Genomic DNA, 22,880 nt, shown 5'->3' on the forward strand with positions numbered 1-22,880 from the left:
GAACAGCATGGCGAATGGCAGCTAACGTCCGGATCTGACATGACCTTCGCCCGCAACGACGCATTCATCCATCTGGCCGCCGGCGATGGCGAGGTGTGGTGGCAGGCGCAGATCGCCGAGCCGGTCCAGCCGGATCGCGCTGGCGTGAGCGAGGCGCAGTGGTTGCGCCGCACCGCCGAGTTCTACCGGACGGAGACGCCGTCAGCGGTCATCGCGGCAACGACCCGGCTGCACCCCACCGTGGTCTTTCACGCCGTCGACCCGGTAGCGACCTGGCACCGCGACCGCATCGTCCTCATCGGCGACGCGGCCCACCCGGTCGGCGCCGGGCAGGGCGCCTCGATGGCGATCGAAGACGCCCTCGTCCTGGCCGCGGCGCTGCGGGCGGAGCCGACAATCGCCGCCGCGTTGAAGGCATACGACGCCGAACGCCGCCCGCGGATCGTCAAACTGCTCGACGCGGCCGAGGACAACCGCGGCACCAAGAAGGCAGGACCCGTCAAGCGGCGCCTACAAGCGCTGATCATGCGCCTGTTCGTACCTCTCTTCTACGAGAAGGCCACCGCCTGGCTCTACGAATGCACCCCCGGGCTGGCCGGCAACGCGAATGCGCGGCCGTAGTGGACTGCCCTCCGGTCATCATCCGGGCCACGGCGACCGGCTACACGACGGTCGCGGCAGGGCTTACTCCGGTGCAGGGCATGGCAGCACGCCCCCCGCGCTGAGCGGCATGAGCGCGCATCGGTGCCCGTGCGCGTGCCGGGCAACCGCTTACGGCGTTCGCGAGGGTTCGACCGGGCGGCTGCTGGCGTTGTATGAGTTCTTGGCGGATACCACGGCCGCCTGGAGGTGCTCGGGGTCGACGCCGTGTACGTTGAGCGGCGGGTGCGTACGCCGGACAAGTTCGGCCTCGATGGTCGCCGGCTCCGCGTCCTCCGCCCAGGTCAAGCGCAGGTGCGCGTACATCCACGTGGTCAGCCGCGCCTCATCCTCAGGAACCAGGACAACCCGATCGGTCCAGGTCGTTCGGTATCCCTCGGACACAAGAAGCCCGGCCAACGTACGGCGCAGAGTCGAGCTGCCCGAACGCCTCAGATGGTTGCGCAGGATTCGGCCCCGCAGGCTGGTTGCCCGTCCGAGATACAGCAGCCGTAGCGACGGATTGCTTTCATTCGGCGGCCCGGGGAGATCGGGAAAGATCGAAGGATCAGCCCACCAGGCGTAGACACCGCTGCCACGGCCGAGCCGCTTGACGGCGACATCGAGTCCGACCGGCACGCCGGACAGCAGCCGCAGGGCCTCTTCGACCCGGGCTCCGTCGGTTGGGACGTCGTCGGGTCGCGTTTCGGGAGTGGTCATCGAGGCCATGCTAGACGTTCCAGACGGATCGTGGCCTGGACCGCAGGGACACCGGGTTCTCCACGCAAGATTCGGCAGCGCCGCAATTGGCGGGGGCATCGTCGTAGGTTCTGAACGAAGGCGTGGCCGGTGATGATTGTCCGGGCGCTGTGGTCGGTGCGGAGTCCACGCATCGAGCCCTGGTACTCGTGTGGGCACCCGACGGGCTACGGCCAGGGCGAGAGCCGGCTGCCGCCACGACTCGAGTTGAAGAACATCTTGAGGTTCCCCCGGTAGCTCGGAGGCTTTCGATCATGCTCTGATGGAGCTGAAGGGAGTCATCCGTGGCAGCACCGAAGAAGTATCCCGATGAGCTGCGCGAACGTGCGGTGCGCTTGTATCGGGAGTCGGACCCGAAGCCCGTGATCCGCCAGCTGGCCCGCCAGCTTGGGGTGCATCACGAGGCGTTGCGCAACTGGATCCGCCAGGACGAGGCCGACCGTGGCCTGCGGGGCGACCGGCCGACGACCTCGGAGGTGGAGGAGTTGCGTCGGTTGCGGCGGGAGAACGCGGAGCTGAAGCGGGCCAATGAGATCCTGAAAGCCGCCTCGGCTTTTTTCGCCTCGGAACTCGACCCGACCCGGCGACGGTCGTGACGCTCGTCGACGAGCTACGCGACCGCTTCGGGGTCGAGCCCGTCCTCCGGGTCCTCAACGTCGCCGTCTCCACCTACTACGGCTGGCTCACCCAAGCCGCCAACCCCTCCGCTCGCCGACGTGAGGACGCGGATCTGGCGGTGGAGATCGCGGAGATCCACGATGTGTCGGGCGGCACCTACGGCAGCCCGCGAGTGCACGCCATGCTGCGCCGCCAAGGCCGCCAGCTGAGTCGCAGGCGGGTCGAGCGGTTGATGCGGACCGCCGGCCTGCAAGGGGCGTTCCTGCGCAAGAAGTGGCGCATCCCGTCCACCCGGTCGAACCCGAAGGCGACGCCCGCTCCGGACTTGGTCAACCGGCAGTTCACCGCTGCGGCGCCCAACCGGCTGTGGGTCGCCGACGCGACCCGCATCCCCTGCGGGCAGGGCGTGTTCTGGCTGGCCGCGGTGCGGGATGTCTTCTCCAACCGCATCGTGGGCTGGCGGTGCTCCGACCGATGCGACACCGACCTGATCCTCGGCGCCCTCGAATACGGCATCTGGTCCCGCGACGTCCGCGACGGCCAACTGATCCACCACAGCGACCGCGGGTCGAACTACACGTCGTTCCGCTTCGCCCAGCGCCTGGCCGACAACGGCATTCTGCCCTCGATGGGCTCCGTCGGCGACTCGTTCGACAACGCCCTCATGGAGAACTTCTGGTCAACGTTGAAGATCGAACTGGTCTACCGAAACTCCTGGCGGACCCGCGACGAAGCCGAGAACGCGATCTTCGCCTACATCGACGGGTGGTACAACACCCGCCGCATCCAGAAAGACCTCGGCTGGCGCTCCCCAGACGAGTACGAAGCCGCCTGGCACGCCCACCAGGCCCGACCAGACGAGACGACTATCGTTCAGCCTGAGCCCACCGGCGCCAGGTAACCAACCCTCCGGCAAACCGGGGGAACCTCATCTTTAACAGCCACTGGCGAGGCCGCACGTCCGCCCTGTGGCTTGGCTCGTTGGACGTAGCTGGCAAGTCGGTCCGGACGAGGGGTCAGGGTGATGGCCATTACCTGCTGCGACCATGCGGCGATACGGTCTGCCTTGGAGGCGATCACCGGTGACGGCCACCGCCGGTATCCGCTATCCGGATGTGCCGGCATCGGCGCGGCGGGCGGCCTCGGCTGCGGCTCAGCCGGCGGTAGGTGACCATTCCGATGCCGCACAACTTCGAGCGCTACCTCCGGGCTCCCGACTATCCGCAGCAGGCAACCTACCTGGAACTCTTCTTCGACCTGGCGTTCATCTTCGCGTTCACCCGGATCTCGCGGCGCCTCAGCGACAGCCTCGACCTGATCAATGCCGCGCAGACGCTGGTGCTGCTGCTCGCGATCTTTTGGGTCTGGACCTTCACCGCGTGGTCAACCAACTTCTTCAATCCAGAGCGGGTCCAGATCCAGCTCCTCGTCATCGCGAGCATGTTCGGCAGCGTCGTGCTGACGATCGCGGTGCCCGGCGCGTTCGAGGCGCGGGGCCTGCTGTTCGCGGGCAGCTATCTGCTCATCCACCTCGGCCGCTCGCTCACCCTGCGATACCTGCTGCTCGGCCACGAGCTGCAGCACGTTCCCTACCTGGTGCTCTGCTGGTTCGGCCTCTCCTCCGTGCCCTGGATCCTCGGCGCGTTCGCGCCGAGCCCGGTCCGCCTGGCGCTGTGGGCGCTGGCGATCGCCATCGACTACCTGGGCGGGATCCTGCTCTGGCCGACCCCCAAACTGGGCCGGATGCTGGAATCGCAGTGGGCGTTCGCCCCGGAGCATCTAGCCGAGCGGTACCGACAGTTTTTCAACGTCTCACTCGGCGAAACGATCCTGATCCTCGGCGCCACCTTCATCGCCGAAAAATCGACGTTCCTCCGGACCGCCGCCCTGGTAGTCGCCTTCGCCACCTCGGCTCTGCTCTGGCGCATCTACTTCTACAAGGCGGCACTCACGCTGGCCGACACCCTCAAATCGTCGAACCAACCGAACCGGCTCGGCCGAGCGGCGGCGAACGCCCACCTGGTGATGGTGGCCGGAGTCGTCGTCACCTCGGTCGGCTACCAGGCCTTCATCGGCCAACCGACCGGGCACACGCCACTTGCGTGGCTCCTGGTCATCCTCGGCGGCCCGGCACTGTTCCTCGCCGGCCGCGCCCGCTTCGAGTACACCGTGTACGCCGGTGTGTCTCCGACCCGGCTGATCGGGGTGCTGGTGCTGGCAGCTCTCCTGGCACCACTGCTCCTCGCGCCGCCGCTGGTGGCCGCCGCTTCGGTGGTCGTCACGCTGACCTGCATCGCGCTGGCCGACGCGCTGCGCGTCCGGCATCGGCCACCCGCCCAACCCTCCCCGCCTTACACCCCGTGAAGCAGACGACCCGTGGCGGAAAGGGTGGCCCGTGTGCCCGCCGTCGAAGAACAGTTCCAGGACGGTCGTCGCGCTTCACCTCCGGGCTTGGCGAATCCGCCTCTCCGAACGCCCCCACTCCGCCCGCAGCGCCAGCAGCCGGTCGTAGTCGAGCTGGTCAAGCCGCTCGCGGAGCCGGTCGAGCTGACCATGTCGAATCGGCGCGGGCCAGCGCCCGCTGCCGACATCGTCAGGACCCGAACGGCACCCGTGAAGCCGTACGCGCAGGCACCGAGCACGCGTCCCGAGCCGGCCACGTCGCCACCCAGCACGACAGCGAAGGGGTTGCCGCGTCGCCCGCCGGGTCGTCAGCGTCGACGAAGGCCGAGCCCACGGCCAGTACGGCGGTCTCCGGCAAACGGCTGCGGCTCCCCAGCCGGGGTACTCACTGCGGCCCGTAACAGATGACGAAGTCGGCGAACACGTGCCGGCCTGTGCGGCCGCCGACCTGCTCGACCGCGGCCCGGACGTCGTGTAGCTGCAGCGGGCTCAGCTGCAGCGGCGGCTCATCCGGCTGGTAGACGGTGCGGATCGGATAGTCGACGCCCGGCTCGGTGGTCATCTCGATGTGGCAGCCGAGGACGTGGCTGACCGGCCGCGACTCGGCGAACCGGACGAGCCGCTCGATGGTGTCGCGAAACGCCGGCCAGTCCTGCACGTAGAGCCGCCCCCGGTAGACGGTGTCGCCGGTGAACAGCAGGCCGGTGTACGGGTCATAGAACGTGACGGCCGACTCGTGGTGCCCGGGCGTGGCCAGGCACTGCAGCACGCGCCCGCCGAGGTCGACCGGCGCCACGCGGCCCAGATCGGCGGCGTCGAGGCCGAGGTACCCCCACGCGGCGGCCCGGTCCGCGCCAACCACCACGGTGTCGGGCCGGCCGGCGAACTGCCCGTCACCGGCGACGTGATCGCCGTGGGCGTGGGTGTGCAGCACCAACAGCCCATAGCCCGTCCGCGGGTGCGCGGTCAGCCACCGTCGCATCAGCTCGTCGACAGTGCGCCGGAGCGGGAAGCACTCCGGGCTGGCGGTAGCGCCGGTGTCCAGCAGCACGGCACGTTCGTTGCCGAACAAAAGGAACAGAAACGGCGCCTCGTAGTCGACAGCCATGTTCTGCCGCAGGATGAAGGTGTGCTCGTCGTAGGCGTGCACCTGAATGTCGGGGTCGGTGTTGTGCTTCGCCGACGGCGATCCGTGGATCCACGCGACGTCCAGCGTGCCGGGCCTGGCCGGACAGGTGAAGTCGACGAATTGTGCGACCGTCATGCTGCTCCCGTGAGCGTCGTCTTGCAGACCGGGTACGGCGCACATCTCGTCCGGGGTAGGCGATCATCATGCCTCCGCCGCCAAACGTAGCCAACAGCCGCGGACCGTGTCCAGCCTCCCCCACCGTTCGGCGGGTCGCGGTCATTGCCCGCCGACGTCCGGTGCGCCTTCCTGCTCCGGTCGGAGTCGTACACCGTGGCTACGTCTTCACCCACGCCCGGGGCCCGACCGATCTCGGACCTGCACCACCATCGGACTGCAGAAGCCGGACCTGTCACGACACTGGGATCTGCGCTTCTACCTCCACATCGAGGTGGCGGACGTTCTTCACCGCGGGATCCGCGACCAGGTGTAGATGGACTCGGCCGAGGCGGCGGCTGAGCGGTACCGCAAGTACTGCATCCCCGGCGAGGAGCGTGGCCGGCCGGGTCGGTTCGGGTAGGTCCAGCGGCGTCGCACCAGCCGGCGGGCGGTGCCAGGCCAGCGAAGTCGCCGGTGTGACGATCCGATGTTCCCGCATCCGACGCGGCAGCAGGCGAGCCGGGGCGGACACGACCATCCGGTCCGGCCAGGACAACCCGCCGGCCTCGGACCTGCCGCCGTTGTGCCGCCTCGCATTCCTGCACGTCGAACCCGATCGCGCCACCTGATCAGTCAGCGACACGAACCGTCACGCCGAAAGGCTCATTGTTCGCCCGGGCTACAACAATTGAACAATGATGTTCACAAGTGCCATGTGCATATCCAACGAACCGGAACAAAGCGCCCCACCCTACGGCTATCGAGTGATGATTTTGGATTGCCCAGCCCTCCATGTGGCATACTTCGAGATACGTCACCTGGGGTGCGTCGTCGGTGCCGACCGACATAGCGAAAGGACGTCGGATGACCCAATTCCAGGCACTCGCTGGCTATGTGGGCCAATTGCAGCAGAAAAACAATTGGTGCTGGAACGCGACTACCGTCAGCGTCGCCCATCACTACAACAAGATGACCGATTGGACTCAGTGCACTCTCGCCACCGCAGTGCTCAACGATAAGTACAGTGGGTGGTTCGCGCAGAACCCCGGCCAGCCAAAGTTCGATTGCTGCGGACCCAATGGGGGGCCTTGGAACTGCAACGAGGGTTGGTGGCCGGATGAAGGGCCGCTGCAAAAAGTCGGGCATAAGGCCGACGGCCCGAGGCTCGGAGTGCTACCGAAGCAAGAAATCGCGCAAGAAGTAACCGGCAACCGGCCGATTCTCGTGAATATTGCGTGGGCCGGCGGTGGTGGCCACATAGTAAACATCTTCGGATATCATCACCTCGCAGATGGCACCGTGACAGATGTCTGGGTGCATGACCCGTGGGACGGCATGTACATCATCCCGTACGAGGAGTTGCGGGACAAGTACAAAACCAATGGCACCTGGACCGCTTCCATGAAATCTCGGCCCTAAGGGGGTTCGCAATGCCGTTGAATATGCCTGAGCCGCCGGGGCGGATGCGGGAGGAAACACGCGCCAAGCTCGGCCGCGTGGCTGGAATGCGAGGCATGGGCCTGCCTGCGCTGGGTGCGGCTGCCCCCGAGGACGTGGAGGTGTCCACCCCACACCAGGTGTTCACCATGGGACTCGACGATGTCGAGGCCGGTGGCGGCCTGGAGCGGGCGCGCCCGGGGGGCTGGCGCTTCCTGCTCGAGTCCGGTGGCGAGGTAATCGCCAGCGCCGAGACCGCGGAAACACCGGAAGGCGCTCGTCCACCATCATTCAACGAAGGTCCGTACGTGGGAGCCACCGCGACCGCGGTGAAGGCCGCACGGGCGCTGCCGCAGCTCGCGACAGCCGGTTTCGAATTACGGCTGCTGCGGATCCCCGCGCTGTACCTGATGGCCCTGTGGCTGCACGCACCCAACACCGACCTGCTGATACCGCTGGCGCCCTCACCGATCGGAAGCGAGGGCAAGGTCGTACCACCACCGGTGTTCTTCCGGGAACTCGCCGACCACGCCCGCGACCGGGGAGCCAGTGGACCCGGCCAGGGAGCAGGCCAACCGCGGCCCAACCGCTAGAAGGAACCAGGGAGCACCGGCCCCCTAACCGGGCACCCGAACGAGGACGACCTTGGAATGGTGTGGGTGGCCTGTCACAGCAGGTCATCCACACACCGCCAGTGGCGATCGCCGTTCACCGCGATCGCCGTTCACCGCGATCGCCGTTCACCGCGATCGCCGTTCACCGCGATCGCCGTTCACCGCGGGCGCATCGCCGACGCCTACGAAGATGACATCACGAACAACATCTCCTACCCGGCAGTCACCCGCGCACGCGGGACCTACGGATCTTCTGGACACCAGAAACCCAGCACGCACCCAGCAGCCGTTGCGGGGCATGGATAGGCTTTGTCGTCACGGGCGACCGGCGAAGCATCCGGTGGTGGGGAGGACCCGATGACACCTCGACCATGTACGGACGGCACGTTGCGGCATCTGTCCGTGGATCTCGACGACGTGGCCGGCGGGGACGGCGGGGAGACGGGTCTCACGCTGTGTTCGGCTCCGGAGCGTCCGGTATGGGGCAGTGATCAGTGGGCGATCAACATTGCGTACGACATGCATTTCAGTGACAACTGCGTCGACATCGCCGCGTTGCCGCCGTGTGTGGAGTGCCTGCGGGTGGCGGAATTGCTGGCCGACCCCGACACGGCGCCGCCGCTGCACCGGAGGACTCCTCGGCCGGACTTCGCCTCAGGGTTCACCGGTGATGAGATTCGGGGCGTCCTACGCACCGACATCGCCACCGGCGCCTCGCTCGGCCGGCGGGCCGCCGTGCATCTGCTGACCTTCACCGCGGTTCCGGACCAGCCGGGCTTCGGTGACCTCGTGGGGATCCTGGACCTGGTGTGGGACATGGGTGACACCGTGCGGATGGGGCAGGTCACCGATTGGGCAGCGGTGGTCGGCTTCGCGGCGGCCGCCGACGTGCCAGACCGTGACCGGCAGATGACCGCCGTGGCCGCAAGCCTCGCCGGTGGGCCGCCGGTCGACCTCGAAGCCGCCGTCAGCTTCGTCGATGATCCCGCGGCGGCCCGGCGGGTGATCGAGGCGATCGCCATCGCCACGGGTCACGGCGACCGGTGGGAGCTCACCGAGAGGCCGAACCCGAGCGCCCACACCTGACCGCGGTCAGGGCTGCCCTGGCCCACCGCGCATCTACGTCCGGGGAGCAGGCGGCCGGGGGCGTATGAGCGCCCGGTTGGCGCTGTCCGGTGGCCGCTTGACCATCCGGAGGTAGATTAGTCATGTCGGCAAGCCGACCCCACGAGCCCGTAGCCGGGTACGGGCACGACGGCCGAAGATGGCGCGATGACGATCGGGAAGAAGAAGGTCCTCCTGCAAGGGCTGCTGATCGTCGGCGGGCTGATACTGGTCGGGCTGGGTGGGTTCTTCGGCGGGACCCGATTGGATGACGCCGACAAGTGGGGCAGCGTGGTGAGCGCGTTGGCTGCCCTGATCGGGTTGCCGATGACCGGGTACGGAATCGTGTTGGCCCGCCGCGGATCTCCCTCCCCTGCCGCTGGTCAACAGGCGGTGCCGGGTGGACAGTCGGTGGCTGGCTCCACGGTCGGCGGCCAGTACGTACAGGCCCGCAACCTGGCCGGCAAACTCCGGATCGGACCCTCGCCTGCCGCCGCCGCGCCGCTGGCAGGCCCGGGCCCGACCCCGGTCTCGCCGGCACCACCGCCAACGCCTGGTGGACAGTCGATCACCGGGTCGCATATCGCCGGGTCGGTGTACCAGATTGACGGAGTCGGCGACGACGTCGACATCGACCGGTGAGGCTGTGGCGCCGGCAGCAGGCCGGCCCCGACATGCCGGCGGGTCAGGTAGTCCCCGGCAGTCTGGTGTTCGGCGATGTGATCCAGATCAGCCGCGTCACGGGCAACATCACGATCCACGCTCGGATGCCACCGCCGTACCGGGTCGAACCGCTCCCCGTCGACGCGGAACCGCTGCCGCAGCCGTTGGCCCAGGCGCAGCCGAGCCGGCTGCTGCTGCCCCGCCACCGGGCCGTGCCATTCATTCTCTGCGACTGGCCGAGGCTGGCCTACACACCGCAGCCCTGCCCGTCGCCGAGCAAGCTACCGGCAGCTGGCCGCAGCGAACCCAGACGCCCACCTGCCCGAACTCGCCACGTCGTTGGCGGCGTACGCCTGGGTGTGTGTGAACGTGAATGCCAATCTGCCAAGGGCGTCGGAAGCGATCACCGAGGCCATCGACCTATACAAGCGACTGGTCGAGCAGTTGCCGCAGATGTTCGCCAGACAGCTGTTGTCGGCGTACTGGACCCTCGTCGGAGTGCTCGACCGGCTCGGCCGGGTGGAAGAAGCGGCGGATCTGCGCCGGCAGCTCGACGATGCCGTCGGTGAAGGGCAGCACGAGACGTGACGGTTGCCTTCAGGGAAGGGACCTTCTGTGAAGGCATCCGGCAGCCTGGCGGCATGACCAGGCAAGTGACCGACATCGAGCCGCGTCCGGATGGCACCACATCAACATCAACATCCACTACACTCACGCAAGCCGCATGATCCCGGTGTCCAAAATCCGGGGCAAGCCCCCGTCCTCGGAGGTAGTCAACTGTTGGTCGCACAAGACCTTGCGACCATGCGCCCGAAGTAGGAGGAGCTCGTCGTGATCCGCTCGGCAACGTTCTTGCTGGAATGTTTGCGCCGGGCCGGGATGCGCGATGTCGTCACAGTGGAGCCGGCGGCGGGCGGGCTGGCGGCGCTCGCGGGCATAGCCACCCGTCGAGACGCGCCGCCGGTGTTCGTCAAGGCCTTCGCCGACGCGCCGGCCGACGATGTCTTCGTCACGGAGGCCGAAGGGCTGGCCGCCCTGCGCGAACTTGGCGACGTGGCGACACCCGAGGTGATCCTGGCGGACCGGGAACTGCTTGTGTTGTCGGTGCTGCGGCCCAGGCCGCACAGCGAGACCTTCTGGGAGCAGCTCGCGCACATGCTCGCCCACCTGCACACGAGCACGGCCCATCCTCGCTTCGGATGGCACCGCGACAACTGGCTGGGCCGCCGCCGCCAGATCAATACCTGGCACGACGACGGCTTCGCGTTCTTCGCACAGCACCGGCTGCTTCGGTGGCTCGGGCAGCCCCGCGTCGAGGCGGCACTGGACCGCGCAGACCGGGCGGCGCTGGAACGGCTGTGTCACAGGCTGCCCGACCTGCTGCCGGAGCGGCCGGCATGCCTGACGCACGGCGACCTGTGGGCACAGAACGTCCTGGCCACTTCGAACGGGCAGCCCGCGCTGATCGATCCAGCTGTGTCCTATATGTGGGCTGAAGTCGACCTCGCCCATGTGTGGTCCACCTCGCCCCCGCCCGAGGCGCAACGGTTCTTCGAGGTCTATGCAGAGCTGACCTGCCTCGACAGCGACTGGCGCGCCCGCATGCCGATCGTCCAGCTGCGACAACATTTGGCCGTGCTGGCCCAGTTCGACGACGACTGGGGCGCGGGCGACCAAATCCGAGCCACCCTCGCCCCGTTCCGGACGCGAACCTGACCACAGGCCCGCAGTGGACGGCGTACAGCGCCGCCACCGGCGTGGCGAGGCTGACGCTTATCCAAGGGCTGGGCGTTGAGGGGTACGGTGGCCTCTACCAGCGGCTCACGATCGCGGTCGGCTGGGGTTGGCTCGCTGCACTCGCATGGTGGCTCCGCGGCCCAGTAATCCGCGTCCTCGTGACAAGCGATGTCCAAGCCGACGATCCAGACACGTGGGATGCGGTCCGGCGGATCGGCTTGTGACCATTGCCGGTTGACGCGTGCCACCGCCTCGCTGCGGGAAATGCCGTAGCCACGCACCATCGCGTCAACGATCTCCCTCGCAGAAGGCCAGAGCCTCGTTGTCGCCGGCACAGGGAAATTGGCCGTGCGGGCGGAGGACCGGTTCGTGCACCAGATACTCCTGTGGGCGAACCTCCCCCGACGTCCATCGGGCATGCCTGCGTACCCGAATCCGATCTCCCAGCTGCTCTTCGCGGAGGTGATACTCCGCCAGGAGGCGATCGAGGTACCACCTTGGCCCAACCGCCTCATAGGGGTCGTCGCGTTCTTCCGCCGCGGCCATCCTCACATCATGGCGTGGAGTCCATGCCGGGCGCATCCAAGGGACTCTGCAGCTCGAGCGCGATAGCGCCTGTTTGCGCATCGGCCCAGGATCGGACGACAGACCCGAGTTCGCTCTCGTACGGCTCATTGGCCGGCTGATCCCGATGCAGCATGCCGAGAACCTATTCATACCGTCGTCCTGTCATGACACCTGTCGGCGACGCGTGAAATCGGACCCCGGGTCGGCGGGTGAATCTGGACCCCTCTTCGAGGATCGGAGGGGTGTTGAGCATGGAGAACTGGGCGGAGATCCGTCGTCTTCATCGGGCTGAGGGGATGCCGATCAAGGTGATCGCCCGCACGCTTGGGGTGGGTCGTAACACGGTGCGGCGGGCGTTGGCCGCGCAGGGGCCGCCGAAGTACCAGCGGCCGGCGAAGGGTTCGATCGTGGACGCGGTGGAGCCGCAGATCCGGGCGTTGCTGCGGGAGTGGCCGTCGATGCCGGCCACGGTGATCGCGGAGAGGATCGGTTGGACGCGGTCGTTGACCGTGCTCAAGGAGCGGGTGCGCCTGTTGCGGCCGTTGTTCATGGCGCCGGACCCGGCGCAGCGCACGGAGTATCTGCCGGGCGAGTTGGCGCAGTGTGATCTGTGGTTCCCGCCGGCGGATGTGCCGTTGGGGTTCGGGCAGGTGGGTCGGCCGCCGGTGTTGGTGATGGTGTCCGGCTATTCGCGGTGGCTGTCGGCGGTGATGATCCCGTCGCGGCAGTCACCGGACCTGCTGGTCGGACACTGGACGTTGATCTCCGGCTGGGGACGGGTGCCCAAGGCGTTGGTGTGGGACAACGAGTCCGCCATCGGTCAGTGGCGGGCCGGCAGGCCGCAGCTGACGGAGGCGATGAACGCCTTCCGCGGCACCCTCGGCATCAAGGTGATCCAGTGCCGGCCGGCGGACCCGGAGTCCAAGGGCCTGGTGGAGCGGGCCAACGGCTATCTGGAGACCTCGTTTCTGCCCGGACGCCGCTTCTCCTCGCCGGCCGACTTCAACGCCCAACTCACTGAGTGGTTGGTGCGGGCGAACAACCGCCAGCACCGGACGCTGGGCTGCCGGCCGGTGCAGCGGTGGGACGCCGACCGGCAGGTGATGTTGCCGTTGCCACCGGTCGCGCCGGTGGTCGGCTGGCGGCAGACCACCCGCCTTCCTCGTGATCATTACGTGCGCTTGGACGGCAACGACTATTCGGTGCACCCGTCGGTGGTCGGCCGCCGCGTCGAGGTCACCGCCGATGTCGATCGGGTGGAGGTGTTCTGTGATGGTCGGGCGGTGGCCCGGCACGATCGTTGCTGGGCCAAGCATCAGAGCATCACCGATCCCGTCCACCGCCGGGCCGCCGCGGATTTGCGTATCGCCGCGCAACACAAGCCGGCGGCCGCCGTCGACGGCCAGGTCGAACGGCGGCCGTTGAGTGACTACGACCGCCTGTTCGGCCTGGATGAGGTGGCTGCGTGATGGCCGCCAAGACCAGCCGCAACGTCGTCTCGGAGATCGCGTTCCTCACCCGTGCCCTGAAGGCGCCGTCCCTCGCGGCGTCGGTCGAGAGGCTGGCGGAGCGGGCCCGGGCGGAGTCGTGGACGCATGAGGAGTTCCTCGCCGCCTGCCTGCAACGCGAGGTCGCTGCCCGTGAGGCTCATGGCGGTGAGGGCCGCATCCGGGCGGCGAGGTTCCCGGCCCGCAAGAGCCTGGAGGAGTTCGACTTCGACCACCAACGGTCGTTGAAGCGGGAGACGATCGCCCACCTCGGCACCCTCGACTTCGTGGCGTCGAAGGAGAACGTGGTGTTCCTCGGCCCGCCTGGCACGGGCAAGACCCACCTGTCCATCGGCCTGGGGATCCGGGCCTGCCAGGCCGGACACCGGGTCGCGTTCGCCACCGCCGCCCAGTGGGTGTCCCGCCTCGCCGATGCCCACCACGCCGGCCGTCTCCAGGACGAGCTGGTCAAGCTCGGCCGGATCCCGCTGCTGATCGTCGACGAGGTCGGCTACATCCCCTTCGAAGCCGAAGCCGCGAACCTGTTCTTCCAACTCGTGTCCAACCGCTACGAACGAGCCTCGCTGATAGTCACGTCCAACAAGCCCTTCGGCCGGTGGGGCGAAGTGTTCGGCGACGACGTCGTCGCCGCAGCCATGATCGACCGCCTCGTCCACCACGCCGAAGTCATCTCGATGAAGGGCGACAGCTACCGACTCAAAGACCGCGACCTCGGCCGCGTTCCTGCGGCTACCAAGACCAACGACTGAGTAAGGTCATACCCAGGCAAAGGGGTCCGATTTCAGACGTCGCAGCAGGGTCCGATTTCACGCGCCGACGACAACACCTGCGCCCAGCTCGGGTGCCACGCTCGAATCCCTCGCCTGCGTGCCGCTGCGGCTCGGTGGATCAGGCGATCCGGTAACCGATTCCTGGTGTCGTGGCGATGACCGGGGGGCCGCCGAGCTTGCGCCGCAACCGGCCCACCGTCACCGTGACGGTGTTGGTGAATCGGTCGGCGTTTTCGTCCCAGACCCCCTCGAGCAGGGCCTCAGCGCTCAGGAAGCCCGGGCTCGCCCGCAGCAGTGCCTCCAGCACGGCGAACTCTTTCACCGAGAGGTTGAGCTGCCGCCCGTCACGAACGGCGGTCCGGCGTACCGGGTCGAGCTCGATCCCGGCCGCGCGCAGCGTCCGGGGCCGCACGTCCGGCTTGCGGCGGGCCAGTGCCTGGATGCGCAGGATCATTTCCGGGAAGTGGAAGGGCTTCGCGAGGTAGTCGTCCGCGCCCAGGGTCAGCCCGCTGACCCGGTCGCCGGGCGCGCTCGCCGCGGTCAGCATCAGCACCATCGGCCGGTCCGCTCGTTCGGTGATCATCTGGCACAGCGTGTCGCCGTGGAGGCTGGGCAGGTCCCGGTCCAGGACCACCACGTCGTAAGCGGTGAGGTCGAGCTTGGCTGCGGCGGCCAGCCCGTCGTACGCGAGGTCGACGGCCATTCCCTGATCGCACAGCCCTTCCGCGACGACCTCGGCGAGGGAGTAATCGTCTTCGACGACGAGGATTCTCACGCCGCCACCGGCACCTTCGCGACCGGAAGCGTGATCGACACGCGCAGGCCACCTTCCGGCCGGGCGAGCAGGGCGAGCCGGCCGCTGTGGGCGGCGGCGACGGCGGCCACAATGGACAGACCTAACCCCGAGGAACCGGTACGCTCGCGGCCGAGCCGCTCGAAGGGCCGCGTCAGCCGGTCAACCTCCCGCTGGTCGAGGACTCGCCCGCCGGTCTCGACCACCAGCACCGTCTCCTGTTCGCTCACCGACCCGGTGATCCCTATCCATCCGCCGCTCTCGTTGTGCGTCACGGCGTTGTCGACGATGTTGCCCACCAACCGCGCCAACAGCGCCGGGCTGCCATGCGTCGCCATCCCCGGCGGCACGTCGACCATCACACTCAGCCCCTTCGTCTCCACCTCTGCGGACATCTCGCGCAGCGCCTGGTCGGTGAGCTCGCCGAGGTCGACCGGGGCGGCGTCGGCCAGCGCGCCGTGCTGCGCCCGGGCCAGCACGAGGAACCCGTCGAGCAGGTGATCGACCCGGTCCAGTTGGGTACGCAGACGGTCCGCGAGCCCCACCGTCGAGGCGGCCGGGTCCGGCTTGGCGACCGCGACGTCCAGCGACGCCCGCATCGTCGTCAGCGGCGTACGCAGCTCATGGGAGGCGTTGGCAACGAAGCGGCGCTGCGCGGCAAACGACACCTCGAGTCGTTCGAGCAACTCATCGATGGTGTCGGCAAGGTCCTTCACCTCGTCGGCGGGGCCGGTGACGGCCAGCCGCCGATCCAGGCTGTCGGCGGAGATACGCCGCGTCGCGCTCGTAATGAGCCGCAGCGGCCGCAGTACACGTTTGGCCAGCACCCGGCCGAGCAGCAGTGAGACGACCGCCATCACGATCAGTGCCACCAGCGATCCGGCCAGCAGTTGGCGTGCCTGCTGCGTGTGCACCTCGGCCAGCTGGTCTTCCAGCTCCCGGATGCGCTGCTGCGCCGCGGTGAACCCGCCTTGGCCGGGGGGATTCCCGGCGGGCGCGACGTTGCTCATGCTGCCGCCGGACAGGAGAAAGGTCAGGCCTAGCAACCCGATGCCAGACACGAGGAACACGACGGCATACAAGATCGTGAAACGTACTCCCACGGTACCGCTGCGCAGCCTGATCATGCCTCTAGCATGCCCGGGAGGACCTAACAACAGCATGACAAAGCCGGTTCGGGCCGTGTTACCCGTCGATCTGTAGAACCAACCGCATGTCGAGCATCGAACTCCTCCGGCGGCAATGGACCTCGTTCCGCCGCCCGGGCCGCCTGATCGCCCTGGTCGCCGCTGCCCTCATCGTCATCGCGCTGGGCCTGCTGTTCACCTTCGGCAGCAACTCGTCCTGCGACGGCCCCTGCTCTGCCGCTCCTGCCGCCAGCGACGGCTCCATCGTCAGCGACAAGTTCTGGTTCCTGCATCGTGACCTCGGCCGCGAGGGCAGCATCACGGTCCGGATGACGTCGATGACCGGAACCATCACCTATCCCCCGCCGGACCACGACGAGATCGTGCCCGGGCTGGTGCCGTGGGCGAAGGCCGGAATCATCGTCAAGGACGGCGTACGGCAGGGCTCGCAGTACGCGGCGCTCATGATGACCGGCAGCCACGGCGTGCGCTTCCAGTACGACTACAAGCACGACGTCGCCGGAGGCACAGGCGGCGTCTCGGAGCAGTCTCCGCGCTGGCTGCGCCTGACCCGCTCGGGCGACACCATCGCAGGCTTCGAGTCGGCCGACGGCGAGCAGTGGCACACCGTCGGCACGGCACGACTCAACGGGCTGCCGGACACCGTGCAGGTCGGCCTCTTCGCCGCCTCCCCCGGCGACCTCACGCTCCGGAAGATCGCCCTCGGCGGAGCGATCGAGCAGGTCCGGTTCACCCAGGCCGTCGGCGCCTTCGACAACGTCGTCGTCGATGGCGGCGCCACCGGCGCGTGGGACAGCGAGTCGGTTGGCGAGATGAACCACACCGACTGGGAGAAGTACCACCACGCGTCGGGAGCGGTGGAGAAGGACGGCGTCATCACGGTCAGCGGGACCGGCGACATAGGGCCGCGCAGTGAGGAGGGCATGCGTACCGTCGAGAAGACCCTGCCCGGCGTGGCGTTCGCACTGGTCATCGTGCTCGTCGTCGGCGCCCGCTACGGTGCCCGTACGGCTCGCGAGACGGCCTCCCGGCGGGTGATCACCGCCGGGGCGGCCGTCGTCGGGGCGGCCGGCTTCGTCACCGGTCTCGTCGCCGTCGGCATCGTCCTCCCGGTAGGCATCGCGGCCCTGAAGGGCCACGGCATCCCGGTGCAGCCCGTGCCGCTGCTGACCGGCGCCCGGGTGATCGTCGGCGTCGCCGCGGTGCTCGCGCTCTGCACTGTCCTCGCGTACGGGATCGGCGTGTGGCTGCGCCGCGGGTGGGCGGCGATCCTCATCGGGCTGTCGCTGGTCGCCGTGCCCTACGTCGTCACGGCGCTCCCGCTGTTCCCCGATACGGTCTGCGAGTGGCTACTGCGGCTCACCCCGTCCGCAGGCTTCGCCGTCAAGCAAACGATGGTGGAGTACCCGCAGGTGACCGCGCATTACGCGCCGTCAGCCGGATACTTCCCACTCCCCGGGTGGGCCGGGCTCGCCCTACTCTGCGCGTACACGGTGGTCGTGGCGCTGATCGCCGTCGGCCGCAAGCCGGCTGCAGACACCGATTGGCGATAGCGAGCAGGATGACGCCGTCGGCGTCGGCGAGGTGCTCCGAATCGAGCGGGAGCTGACCGCAAGGCAGCGGGGAGGCTAGGACAGGGTCGCCAAGGTCCTGACTGCCGTACTCGAACACGACCCGGACCTGCTCAGCGCCCGTCCCGGCCTACTGATCATCGCGGACAAGGGCCATGTCTCCGCCCAACTGGACCGCTGGCTGGCCGAACGCGGAGTGCGGCTGCCTGCGACCGTCATACCGCAGCCGCGCCCCACGCCCCGACGAACAACTCCTCAAACCGATCCGGCAGCTCATCGAGTCGGTCAACGACACCCTCAAAGGCCAACTCGACCTGGAACTGCACGGCGGCCGCAGTATCGAAGGCGTCGGCGCCCGCATCGCCCAGCGCATCCGCCCGGGCGCACCCCGACGGCGTGATAGGCGGTGTGCAGCCCGCAGCGTGTCGCCGTAGGCGTAGTCGGACAGGATCCCGGCGTCGATCAGCGCGTCGACCCGGGCCCGGGCCGGTGGCGACAACCCACGGCCACGGGCGCGGGTGGGCGGTGCGGACCGCTGCCGGCCCACCCCGCACGGCGAGTTCGTTCACAGTGCACCTTCTGTGGCGGCGAGCAACGCCCGGCTCTGCGGCACCGCACCGGTACCGGTGTCGATTCCCGTGCCGGCGTCGCCGGCCAGGGGCGTGGGCCGGTCGGTCCCGGTGCGGGCGCCGGCGACCTCCTGCAGGTCCTGCTCGCGGGAGCCCTGCCGGTACACCGACACGCCCTTGCAGCCCAGCCGCCAGCTGGCGGTCAGCACCTCGGCCACGTCGTCGACGGAGCAGTCGCGGGGCAGGTTGACGGTCTTGGACACGGCGTTGTCGATGTGGCGCTGCCACTGCGCGGCGATGCGCACGTGCCACTCGCCGGGCACGTCGTGCGCGTACCGGTACCTGTCGCGTACCGGCTCCGGCATTGGCAGCTCGGTGACCGGCCGCTCGCGGATCAGCCGCCGGGCCTGCTCCGGGTCGACGCCGCCGTGCGCACACACGTCTGCGGCGAGGTCCTCGTCCACGTAGGACACGCCGCCGTCGACCAGCACGTTCTTGCGCCAGATTGGGGCGAAGCGCGGCTCGATGCCGCTGGAGCAGCCGGCGACCATGGAGATGGTCCCGGTCGGCGCGATCGTGGTGACCGCGCAGTTGCGGACCGGGGCGTCGAAGCGGGCCGGATCGAAGTTCGGGAACGTGCCGCGCTCGGCGGCCAGCCGTCGGGTGGTGGCTTCGGCGACCGCCCGGATCCGCCCGCCGACCTCGTCCACCACGGCCAGCGCGCGCGTCGAGTCGTAGCGCACGCCGAGCGCGATCAGCAGGTCGGCGAAGCCCATCACGCCCAGTCCGAGCCGCCGGTTGCCCCGGGCCATGGCGGTGATCCGCGGGTCGGGGTAGTGACTGGCATCGATGGAATTGTCGAGCAGCCGGACCGCGTCCTCGACCGTACGCTCCAGCCTGGCCGTGTCCAGCCGGCCGTCCGGACCTGTCATGGCGCGCAGGTTGACCGAGCCCAGCGTGCTCGGCTCGTACGGGTACAGGGTCTGCTCGCCGCACGGGTTGGTGGTGCGGATCGGGCCGAGCCTGTCCAGCAGGGGGTTGGCCCGGTTGATCATGTCGGTGAAGAGCAGGCCGGGGTCGCCGGTACGCCACGCCTGGGCGCTGATCCGCCGCCAGATCTCGGCCGCGGGCACCCGCCGGCGTGGCCGGCCGCCCACCGGGCTGACCAGGTCGATCTCGCCGCCGTCGATGAGCGTGCGCATGAACGCGTCGTCCACGGTGACGGACAGGTTGAAGTTGGCCAGCCGGCCGACGACCGCCTTGGCGTCGATGAACTCGAACACGTCCGGGTGGCGCACCGACAGCGACGCGAGGTTGGCACCGCGCATCTTGCCGCCCTGCATCACCACCCCGGTCTCCGCGTCGAACAGGTGCAGCCAGGAGACCGGTCCGCTGGAGCCGGCCGCCTCGGCCGTACTGATCGGCGCGCCGCGCTCGCGCAGCGGGGTCAGGTCGAAGCCGGTGCCGCCGCCGGTACGATGGCAGGACGCGGCCAGCTTGAGGGTGTCGAAGATGGCGCCGAGGTCGTCCTCGACAGGCAGGACGAAGCAGGAGGCGAGCTGCCCCTGGCGGGTACCGCAGTTGTTCAGGATCCGCCCCGACGGCCAGAACCTGTTCTCCGCCATCAACGCCCGGAACCGCGCCGCCCAGACCCGCGCGGTGGACTCGTCCGCGCCGTACTCCCGCTCCACCGCGCCCAGCCCGGTGGCGACCCGGTCGAGCAGATCGTCCACGGACTCGATGCGGACCGCGCCGTCCGGCCCGGTGACCCGCCTACCCAGCTTGGCCCGCAGCACGTCCGGCGCTCCCGGCACCGTCGCCCCGTCCGACATCGTCGATCACCACCTTCCCTTTCCTTCCTTCCGGACGGGCCGAGCATGTCAGCGATCCGTGGCGACGAATGGGCCAGTTCGGCACCGGTACCGGCGGACCACTTCGGACACGACCTGCTCGGTGCGCGTCCGTCCGCTCCCCGCGTTCCGGGCCTGCGCGGCGTCACGTTCGCCTGGCGCGGGCGGGGGGAGCGCACCCCGACCAGGGCAGGGCCCTACCTGGGGTGCGCTCGCCGCGTGCGTGCGTCAGCTGGTTCCGGTCGCCCTGCCCTGTGCAGCTACGCGAGGTCGGCGGGAGGACGACGCGGCATCGAGAAGGATCAAGGGCAGGCCATCCCGTCGAACTGTCCGGCGGATCTGCGCGCACGATCGGCGGCAGATCCGCGCACCTGATCAGGCGGGTCTTGCGACCGTGATCCAGTGGCCGTCCAGCGGGTCGGGATGCTCGGCACGTCGTCGCGCTGTCTCTCGGCGGTGGGCGGCTCGGATCTCCGACGCGCGGCGATGATCACTACGACCGCCGTCACAAGGGTGAGTACCGTTACGCCGGCGAAGGCGGTCAGTGTCTGTCGGTCGGGGTGGATCACTGACTGGCCTCGCTTGGCCTGCCAGCTGAGCACTGTGAACACGCCGGTGTAGCCAAGTCCAGCGACGCCGACCAGCCGGGCACGGACCCGTTGGTCGCAGAGCCAGCCGCGGCCGGTCGCGAGTACCCGCAGGACGGCCGTGAGAAGCAGCAGCACGTGGATGGCGTGCAGGCCGATGAAGTGCGGTACACGCAGGTCGCCGCCGGTCGTGCTCCAGTTGGTCACGGGCATTCCGTGACCGTCGGGGTCGCCGATGCCGTGGCCACCGGCCATGGATACCGGGTGGCCGTTGGCGTCGGTCACCGTGCGGGGGGATTCGCCTGAGGGACCGCTGAGCCACAGGGCCACGGCCATGCTGGCGACGGCCAGCCCGAGTCCGGCGCGCAAGGCACGGGTCGCGGCGAGGTCGCCTGTGTGTTGGATCAGGGCCAGGATCGCGATGACCAGGGTGGTCAGCAGCAGCGGCATGACGCCGATCGAGAACACCGTCTGCACCGTCCGGGCGACGGGGTCGGTGTTGTCGTTGAAGTGGCTGAAGGTGCCGTGCGCGGCGGCGTAGGCAACGGCTGCGACGTCCATCAGACCGGCCACCGCGAAGACGGTGCCCAGCCACCAGCCGATGCGTCTGCCCTTGTTCAGCTTGCTGAGCAGCCACGCCAGCGTCAGGCCGTACACCCCCATGGCGAAGCCAAACTTCATCGGCTTCATCCAGACCGACTCGCCCATGAGGAGGCGATCGTCGACGAACAGACCGACGGCGGACACCGCAGCCAGGGCGAACATGAGCGTCGCATGCGCCATCAGCGGGCGATGCCAGCCACGCGTCGCGCTGAGCGACATGGTGCCGATGGTCATGTGGCGCTCCCGAAGATGAGGATCCGCAGCCGTCCGTCTTGATGCCGTGTGCCATCAGCCTCGACGATTACGCTCCGGCATCACCATCCCGCAGACCCCCGGACTTGCCCGGGGGTCAACCCCACCAATGCCCATGGGTGAACGGCTCGACAACGGCGCCGCCCAGGCGGTCCGGCCGTGATCACCGCGACCCGCGAGGCCCGCCTCAAGGATGTCCACGCGGATAAGGGACGCGGTCCGTCCGCACATTCCTGGTCGCCCGCTGCCCCTGTCGTCCAGATGAGCCCGTCACTTCCGATAGCGCTCGAGGTATTCGGCCGCCCCCTCGGGCAGCGGCGTCCCGTCGACATCGGCGAAGAAGATCTCGTTCTCCAGCCAGTACCGGCAGATGAACGCCTCGAACGACTCGGCACAGAACCTGATGTCGTTCGGTGCCTCTGTCTCCGGGTCGGAAGGTCCGCGGTCCTGCGGGTCGTAGAATTCCATGGTGGAAAGGACTGCGTGGTCGGCACCGTCCTCGGTCAGATACAGATACCAGTAGAGGCAGCCCTGCTGGTCGGCGAGGAACCGGATCAACCAGCCCTTGCCGGTCGGTGACGGCATCGGCGCGCCGGCCAGGTCCAGGAAACAGGCGGTGCTGGAGCGCACCCGGCCCGGCAGCTCCGGCGACTGCAGGAAGGTGACGAAGTCCGCCGGTAGCGGCAGGCCGGCGGCGGCGCAGGCCGTCAGCAGTGCGGACAGGTCGCCCTCGCCGTCAGCGTTGATCGCCCACTCGTCGTGCTGGACCTGCCGGCGCAGCCAGTCGTAGCTGCCGTTCAGCTCGAACGGCAGCGCAGGCAGGTCGCTGAACGTGTAGCGCCCATAGGTGCCGACGTCAGGACGGGTGTCGACACCGGCACTCGCGAGTCCGATGCCCCACCAGGAGGAGGGGAACGGCGATTCCTCAGACTTCATGGCTGCCACAATGCCGCAGGGGTGTGACTACATGCCACGTGGTGACGCGCGCATTGCCAGCTGTGTCCAGCCCGAGAACCGCATTGCTCTGCTGGAGCTGTCGGCGATCTCTCGCGGGAAGTGTCGTATGCGCCGTCTAGCGTCGTGCGCGTCGACAGGCGACGGGAGGGGGTCATCACGGGCTGGGATGGAGTGCCGTTGTGGGGCGGCGGCGAGGATGAGGTGCGGGCTCGTCTGGCAGCGGGAGCCGACCCCTGCATGCCGCTCGGGCACGACACGGCCCTGCACGTCGCGGCGGAGCACTACATCGTTCCGGACGTCGTCACACCGTTTCGCTGGCCCAGTAGTTCCGGTCGGGCAGTAGAACCAATTGGTCGGCGGGCCGGTGATGCATCGGGCGTCGACAGGGCACAGGCCTACGAACGCGCATGCGTATGCGGGGGCCTGCACGCGGAAGGATCGGGCGG

20 protein-coding genes and 1 riboswitch are annotated in these 22,880 nt (G+C 68.6%); of the genes, 13 read left to right on the forward strand and 7 right to left on the reverse strand.

Features of this window, described 5'->3' with window-relative positions; translation table 11 throughout:
- The first annotated feature begins 39 nt into the window (after positions 1-39).
- A complete protein-coding gene (locus MCAG_RS04055; RefSeq protein ID WP_050777848.1) occupies positions 40-621 on the forward strand; it encodes an NAD(P)/FAD-dependent oxidoreductase in 582 nt (193 codons plus the stop codon).
- A gap of 150 nt (positions 622-771) precedes the next feature.
- On the opposite strand, the gene MCAG_RS04060 is transcribed toward MCAG_RS04055, so the two are convergent.
- Positions 772-1,359: a GIY-YIG nuclease family protein gene (locus MCAG_RS04060; RefSeq protein ID WP_232290072.1), complete on the reverse strand. Its 588-nt coding sequence runs from the start codon at positions 1,357-1,359 to the stop codon at positions 772-774.
- A gap of 323 nt (positions 1,360-1,682) precedes the next feature.
- Here MCAG_RS04060 and MCAG_RS04065 point away from each other — a divergent pair, with 323 nt between their 5' ends.
- The 3 genes from MCAG_RS04065 to MCAG_RS04075 all read left to right on the forward strand — a co-directional run bounded on the left by MCAG_RS04065 (position 1,683) and on the right by MCAG_RS04075 (position 4,380).
- Positions 1,683-1,994: a transposase gene (locus tag MCAG_RS04065; RefSeq protein ID WP_007071078.1), complete on the forward strand. Its 312-nt coding sequence runs from the start codon at positions 1,683-1,685 to the stop codon at positions 1,992-1,994.
- The gene (locus tag MCAG_RS04070; RefSeq protein WP_007071079.1) at positions 1,991-2,917 is read left to right on the forward strand and encodes an IS3 family transposase; all 927 of its coding nucleotides are present in this window, start codon (positions 1,991-1,993) and stop codon (positions 2,915-2,917) included. The genes MCAG_RS04065 and MCAG_RS04070 overlap by 4 nt, the downstream gene beginning before the upstream one ends.
- Positions 2,918-3,183: 266 nt before the next feature.
- Entirely contained in the window at positions 3,184-4,380 is a 1,197-nt protein-coding gene (locus MCAG_RS04075) for a low temperature requirement protein A (RefSeq protein WP_007071697.1), read from the forward strand.
- 424 nt (positions 4,381-4,804) lie between these two features.
- On the opposite strand, the gene MCAG_RS04080 is transcribed toward MCAG_RS04075, so the two are convergent.
- The gene (locus MCAG_RS04080) at positions 4,805-5,683 is read right to left on the reverse strand and encodes an MBL fold metallo-hydrolase (protein ID WP_007071698.1); all 879 of its coding nucleotides are present in this window, start codon (positions 5,681-5,683) and stop codon (positions 4,805-4,807) included.
- 10 nt (positions 5,684-5,693) lie between these two features.
- Positions 5,694-5,761: riboswitch (guanidine-III (ykkC-III) riboswitch) on the reverse strand.
- 807 nt (positions 5,762-6,568) lie between these two features.
- On the opposite strand from MCAG_RS04080, the gene MCAG_RS30325 reads away from it, so the two are divergent.
- The 8 genes from MCAG_RS30325 to istB all read left to right on the forward strand — a co-directional run bounded on the left by MCAG_RS30325 (position 6,569) and on the right by istB (position 14,083).
- Complete coding sequence (locus MCAG_RS30325) at positions 6,569-7,123, forward strand: papain-like cysteine protease family protein (RefSeq protein ID WP_007071700.1); 555 nt, start codon at positions 6,569-6,571, stop codon at positions 7,121-7,123.
- A gap of 23 nt (positions 7,124-7,146) precedes the next feature.
- Positions 7,147-7,734 carry a hypothetical protein gene (locus MCAG_RS04085; RefSeq protein ID WP_198141492.1) on the forward strand — a complete coding sequence of 196 codons (588 nt, stop codon included), beginning with the start codon at positions 7,147-7,149 and terminating at the stop codon, positions 7,732-7,734.
- Between the two features lie 423 nt (positions 7,735-8,157).
- On the forward strand, positions 8,158-8,841 hold the full coding sequence (locus MCAG_RS04090; protein ID WP_232290073.1) for a hypothetical protein: 684 nt from the start codon (positions 8,158-8,160) through the stop codon (positions 8,839-8,841).
- Positions 8,842-9,027: 186 nt separating this feature from the next.
- Positions 9,028-9,501 carry a hypothetical protein gene (locus MCAG_RS04095; protein ID WP_007071703.1) on the forward strand — a complete coding sequence of 158 codons (474 nt, stop codon included), beginning with the start codon at positions 9,028-9,030 and terminating at the stop codon, positions 9,499-9,501.
- 390 nt (positions 9,502-9,891) lie between these two features.
- A complete protein-coding gene (locus MCAG_RS04105; protein ID WP_036372293.1) occupies positions 9,892-10,110 on the forward strand; it encodes a hypothetical protein in 219 nt (72 codons plus the stop codon).
- 243 nt (positions 10,111-10,353) lie between these two features.
- Entirely contained in the window at positions 10,354-11,238 is an 885-nt protein-coding gene (locus tag MCAG_RS04110; protein ID WP_007071705.1) for a fructosamine kinase family protein, read from the forward strand.
- A gap of 830 nt (positions 11,239-12,068) precedes the next feature.
- Entirely contained in the window at positions 12,069-13,295 is a 1,227-nt protein-coding gene (istA, locus tag MCAG_RS04120; RefSeq protein ID WP_007071708.1) for an IS21 family transposase, read from the forward strand.
- Entirely contained in the window at positions 13,295-14,083 is a 789-nt protein-coding gene (istB, locus tag MCAG_RS04125) for an IS21-like element helper ATPase IstB (RefSeq protein ID WP_036372296.1), read from the forward strand. The genes istA and istB overlap by 1 nt, the downstream gene beginning before the upstream one ends.
- Before the next feature lie 139 nt (positions 14,084-14,222).
- On the opposite strand, the gene MCAG_RS04130 is transcribed toward istB, so the two are convergent.
- Together MCAG_RS04130 and MCAG_RS04135 are read right to left on the reverse strand one after the other, a co-directional pair.
- The gene (locus MCAG_RS04130; RefSeq protein WP_007071710.1) at positions 14,223-14,879 is read right to left on the reverse strand and encodes a response regulator transcription factor; all 657 of its coding nucleotides are present in this window, start codon (positions 14,877-14,879) and stop codon (positions 14,223-14,225) included.
- Positions 14,876-16,024 (reverse strand): HAMP domain-containing sensor histidine kinase, encoded by a 1,149-nt coding sequence (locus MCAG_RS04135; RefSeq protein WP_036372299.1) that lies wholly within the window; start codon positions 16,022-16,024, stop codon positions 14,876-14,878. Before MCAG_RS04135 ends, MCAG_RS04130 begins: the two co-directional genes overlap by 4 nt.
- A gap of 86 nt (positions 16,025-16,110) precedes the next feature.
- Between MCAG_RS04135 and MCAG_RS04140 the strand changes: the two genes are divergently transcribed.
- Positions 16,111-17,598: a hypothetical protein gene (locus tag MCAG_RS04140; RefSeq protein WP_007071712.1), complete on the forward strand. Its 1,488-nt coding sequence runs from the start codon at positions 16,111-16,113 to the stop codon at positions 17,596-17,598.
- A 583-nt stretch (positions 17,599-18,181) separates the two neighbouring features.
- On the opposite strand, the gene MCAG_RS04145 is transcribed toward MCAG_RS04140, so the two are convergent.
- The 3 genes from MCAG_RS04145 to MCAG_RS29480 all read right to left on the reverse strand — a co-directional run bounded on the left by MCAG_RS04145 (position 18,182) and on the right by MCAG_RS29480 (position 22,413).
- A complete protein-coding gene (locus tag MCAG_RS04145; protein ID WP_007071714.1) occupies positions 18,182-20,017 on the reverse strand; it encodes an adenosylcobalamin-dependent ribonucleoside-diphosphate reductase in 1,836 nt (611 codons plus the stop codon).
- A 320-nt stretch (positions 20,018-20,337) separates the two neighbouring features.
- Positions 20,338-21,459, reverse strand: a complete 1,122-nt coding sequence (locus MCAG_RS04150) for a hypothetical protein (RefSeq protein WP_369751298.1) — start codon at positions 21,457-21,459, stop codon at positions 20,338-20,340.
- 288 nt (positions 21,460-21,747) lie between these two features.
- On the reverse strand, positions 21,748-22,413 hold the full coding sequence (locus MCAG_RS29480; protein WP_050777849.1) for a hypothetical protein: 666 nt from the start codon (positions 22,411-22,413) through the stop codon (positions 21,748-21,750).
- Positions 22,414-22,880: the final 467 nt, after the last annotated feature.

Source organism: Micromonospora sp. ATCC 39149, from assembly GCF_000158815.1.
Taxonomy (GTDB): domain Bacteria; phylum Actinomycetota; class Actinomycetes; order Mycobacteriales; family Micromonosporaceae; genus Micromonospora.